Here is a 4,633-nt window from a genome sequence, read left to right on the forward strand (position 1 = left end):
GCATATCAGATAGACAAGGAAGAAAAAAACAACCTTTTTCCTCAGATTTACCATATATCCTCATTCCATGCACATACTAGTATTACTTGGCACGATATATCACTTTCATCAACCATGTCAACAAAAGAATAAGTTTTGTCATTTTTCGTTCCCATAGTGATATAGAGCATAATCCAAGAAGCAGGTCACTACGTTACAATTTTCAGCAAATAAAAGGAGAATTTTTGTACCGCCCCTCCCAAAATCAATAAAAAATCTTCACTCCCACCTGTACAATGTGGTTGAAGGAAGGATCCTGCCAAGATCCAAAGACTGTAGTCAGACCATCGAATCTCTCAGTACTTTCGTCTTTAGGTCGCACCCAGTCAGCGATAAAGCGGTAGGAAGCCGTCAATGAGATAGGCATACCGTCCAGCTTCTTGGTTCCCGAGAACAGAACCGACAAGGTGTGGTTGAATACATAATTCCAGAAATCCTTTTCAGGGTATTGCTTATGTATTGTATAGAGCATGAACTGGTCGAGTGCATATCCATATTGGCCGCTTCGTGCCTGATACTTGACCTGCAGTTGCGTTGTCCAACCCTTGGGAAGCCCGAGGTCCAGCTGCAGCAGGAACTCCTGGGAGTTGGGCTGAAGCGGATATCCAAGGTTCTCACCTTTGTTGACATAGTTGGTTTCGGCATAGGTTTCGTAGATGAGGAAGCGTTTACCATCTGTTGATTTCTCAATCATGGTTCTGCCGTCCTTGGTCAGGGTGTAGGTACCGTTACTGAACCACTCTGCAGTATCAAGGTTTATCGTCTGTACATCATCCGGCCCTTTAGCAAAAAGGGTAATAGTATCTGTCCCGTTATAGGTCACGGTACGGCCGGTATCGGTAGTAATGGTTATGGGAGCAGTAGGAATGGAAGCATCCAAAGTCCCCGTCAACTTCCTCATCGGATAGTGCGTATACACAAAGGGTCCGATATACGTCCATTGGAGTGTGAGGGAGGAGAATGAGCCGATGGGAAGCGGTACCACCACCCCTGCTTGGAAGGCAAACATATTCCTTGGTGCCTTGAGCATGGTGATGGGATTTCCTACCACATTCATCTCATTCATGGCCATCGCCCCATAGATGCGGGCCTTGGAAGGAAGGGTATACGAAAAGTCGAGTCCTGCGAATACATCGTCGATGTCTCCGAGGCTGTTCTGCTGGAACATATAGACGGTGAAGGGATTGAGATAACTCAATTCAAAGCGCTTCTGCCACACCGTCGATTCATAAATGGCGAAAGTCAAATCGCTGCCGATGTCGAGTTCCACCCGGTGGGCGCTGAAGTTGTTGTTATAGCGATAGTTCAACCGGTCTTCCTTGGCGCCATATCTGTCGGATAAGAACGGTTCTCCATCAATATCGTCCAAAGAAAATTTACCCAGCGAACCGTTCATCACCGAATACCTGAACCAGGAAGTCAAATTCAGCTGGATATCGATTGCATCGAAACTCCGTGCATCCGCTGAGAGCATGAGGTTGTTCAAACCAGGGCCCCAATCACGCTTGATCGTACCCCAGCGAAGCAGGACATCACCATCGAAAAACGATGCCGACAGCTCGGGGGTAAGAACCAAGCTGGTATTCAGCTTGTCAAAGGGTATGGAAGAAGGAGGGCTTCCACCTTCAGTGAGTCGCATATAAAAGCCTTCGCCGGGAATGGTGAATTCACTGGGAAGAAACACGCTGTTGTTCAGCTTATCTAATACCAAACCAAAATCCATGTTGAATGAAACATGGGAACCGATGTCTGACTTCAAGAATGCTACAATTGAGTTTCTGCTGTCATACTCCCCTTTCTTCGAGAGACTCACTGTCTGTTGTGAGTCGACGGTTATGCCGAACGAAGCTCCCAGTCCTCTATCGCGGTCATACGACCGCAAATAGCCTGTCGATAAAAGCTTTTCAAGATTGGAAGGTTCATATCCATAAGAAGCATTGAGGGAAGCAATCAACTGTTGAATTTGCAGCAATTCAGATTTGCTCAATTTTTCAGGTTGGCTTGCAATTGTTTCCAACAAATGCAGTATCCTGCTGGCACTATAGGGTTTGACATCGATCTGGTTGTCGATCAAGCCCCTGATCCGTGCTACATCAAGAATACGATATACTTCGTGATCAACAGGAACCGAGGTATGAACAGCCGCAGATACGGGAGCAAGAACAAGGAAGCAGAGCAACAAGACAAACAACGAACGAGTATGTTTCATGAAATAGTCCTAATTCTCAGTGTATGGTGGCAAGCTGGTCTATAAACCAGTTCTGAAGAGCAACGATACGGCGTCTGAATGCAGAAGGCAAATCAACCGTAAGGCCAAGCACAGAAACCTCAGGACTGCGGTCCCTTACACTGGTAAGTGCTACAAGCAACAGGCCATCCTCCAACTGGTAGGTCCCCATATCGATGGACAGTTGACCCGACTTGACCGCCGTGAAGAGGCCAAGCACTTTCATGTTGCTGATATTGCTGATTTCGACAAAAATCTCTTTGTCTGTGTTGGTATAGGTGTGCAGGTACCTGTTGCCACCAAAGGAAGAGTCCCGCTGATACACATAGCTTTCAGCAGTGTAGGGAAACACAGAGGCAACAGGATCGGGGAGAAGCTTATTCAGATTCTTCGAGTCCTCCATATAGGAAGACTTTTCAATGAGCACCTTTTCCTTGTTTCCCGCACGCCAGGAAATGTAGGTCAGACCTTCCTGGGTGGAGATGGCCCGAATAGCATTGAAAATCGCCAACTGACGTTCCAGAGGCTGTTTTGCTTTCAGTGCCGCATGATAGGGAATATAACTTACCGCCCCGATGGAAAATCCACTCTCCTGTGCTTGGGCCAAAGCCGCACGTTTTCCAGCTTCCGATCCCTCAACAAAATATTGGGTTATCTTTCCCCCATCGATTGCACGCCCGTATACCATCTCACCAGCTTCGAGAGCCTGATACTCGGCCTCGGTCAGATTGGGAAGGGCCTTACGCACCTCGTCAGCTGCAGCAAAAAGCCCCGCCATGCCAAGAAGGCAGAGCAGGAGTATCAAAAAAAACCGTTTATTCATCAACAACTCCAGTTTAATATGCATTTTCATTTACAAAACCTCTGAAGAATGTATACAGCACAATCTTCAGATCGAAAAGCATACTCCAGTTACGGATATAAAAAAGATCAAATTCAATGCGGCGTTCCAACGACGTATTGCCTCTCCAACCATTGACCTGGGCCCAACCGGAAATACCGGCCTTGACCCGATGACGCATCCGATATCCAGGAATCTCTGCATTGAATTTTTCCACCAATTCAGGACGCTCGGGTCTCGGACCGATCAAACTCATGGAACCACCGATTACATTGAACAACTGGGGAAGCTCATCCAAGCTGGTCTTGCGCAAGAATCTCCCGATTTTCGTAACCCTTGGATCATTCTCCTCAGTCCAATGCGCCGTTCCCTCAGGAATATCGTTTCGCATGCTCCTGAATTTGTACATCGTAAAGATTTTCTCATCCCGCGTCACCCGCTTTTGCTTGTAAATAACAGGCCCGGGCGAAGAAAGTTTTACCAGAACAGCCAGAACCAAGAGAATGGGAGAGATGATGATGACCCCGATACTGCAAGTCACGATATCAAACAACCGTTTGGCAATCCGCTGAAAAGCTCCGATATCAGCTGCATTGAGCGTGAGCATCGGAATCCATCGGAAATCGGAAATCTGTGTACCGATATACGACTCAGGCAGGGATGGAAGCAGGACCACCTTTTCATTAAGCAAATCAAGGCCTTGGGCGACCATGGCCTGCTGACGGTCGTATTCATTGCCTGGATAGGAAATTACCACCAGATCAGGCTGAGTCTGTTCCACGACAGTACGCAATGAATCCGCATGCAGCTGCCGCACTGCTTCGATACCCCTGCCCTGACTATCGTACTGCCCTACCAGATTGATGCCAAGAATGCTTTTACTGTGAAGTGCACGTTCATACTTTTGCAGATTATCCCCATAGCCGACCAAAAGAATTTTCCGATTGTACTTGCCTTTTCGGTAACAACTCTTGATATACGCGGATATGAATGTTCGTTCGGTCACCAAGAATATGATGATGAGGATGAAATGCAGTCCGATGGCCAAGCGGCTCACTTTTGCAGAGAACCCAAAGTATAGGGTAATCACCAACAGCAAAAAACCTTCGAATGCACTGAAAATCAGCTTGTTCGTCTCTTTACGCCATGAATGTTCCAAATCCTCAACATACAAACCATTACGGCTGATGAAAAAGAGGGTGTAAGCTACCACAAGAACAGAAATTTGGAGGAAGAGCGTAAAGGATGCACGGACACCGCCGGGAATGACATAGAATCTCAAATATCCGGCGAGCAGCCAGGAAAGCAGAATCGCCAGAGTATCACATAACAATTTCAAAGCCAGCAAGGAACGTTTTGAACTCTTCATAGCAATAGGGAACCTTCTTCACGCATACATTGGAAATAACTTTGTTCATGGTAGCACATACAAGGAGAATGCGGAACTCCCAATTCGTTCCCGCTTTACAGGTGAAGATGGTCGTCATAGCGGTCGCTGAGCAACTTTTTGCAATACGAATCCTTTT

At 46.9% G+C, this 4,633-nt stretch carries 3 protein-coding genes; all 3 read right to left on the bottom strand.

Features of this window, described 5'->3' with window-relative positions; translation table 11 throughout:
• Positions 1–244: 244 nt before the first annotated feature.
• The 3 genes from B3F49_RS12280 to B3F49_RS12290 are packed head-to-tail and all read right to left on the bottom strand — an operon-like array spanning position 245 to position 4,476.
• Positions 245–2,248, bottom strand: a complete 2,004-nt coding sequence (locus B3F49_RS12280) for a hypothetical protein (RefSeq protein WP_293911441.1) — start codon at positions 2,246–2,248, stop codon at positions 245–247.
• A 16-nt stretch (positions 2,249–2,264) separates the two neighbouring features.
• Positions 2,265–3,089, bottom strand: a complete 825-nt coding sequence (locus tag B3F49_RS12285; protein WP_293895767.1) for a DUF6675 family protein — start codon at positions 3,087–3,089, stop codon at positions 2,265–2,267.
• Positions 3,090–3,102: 13 nt separating this feature from the next.
• The gene (locus B3F49_RS12290; RefSeq protein WP_293911444.1) at positions 3,103–4,476 is read right to left on the bottom strand and encodes an undecaprenyl-phosphate glucose phosphotransferase; all 1,374 of its coding nucleotides are present in this window, start codon (positions 4,474–4,476) and stop codon (positions 3,103–3,105) included.
• Positions 4,477–4,633: the final 157 nt, after the last annotated feature.

This window comes from Sphaerochaeta sp. UBA5836 (assembly GCF_002432845.1).
Taxonomy (GTDB): Bacteria; Spirochaetota; Spirochaetia; order Sphaerochaetales; family Sphaerochaetaceae; genus Sphaerochaeta.

Coding starts and splice junctions, on each gene's coding strand:
- B3F49_RS12280 (WP_293911441.1), bottom strand. CDS start 2,248: ATGAAACATACTCGTTCGTTGTTTGTCTTGTTGCTCTGCTTCCTTGTT.
- B3F49_RS12285 (WP_293895767.1), bottom strand. CDS start 3,089: ATGAATAAACGGTTTTTTTTGATACTCCTGCTCTGCCTTCTTGGCATG.
- B3F49_RS12290 (WP_293911444.1), bottom strand. CDS start 4,476: ATGAAGAGTTCAAAACGTTCCTTGCTGGCTTTGAAATTGTTATGTGAT.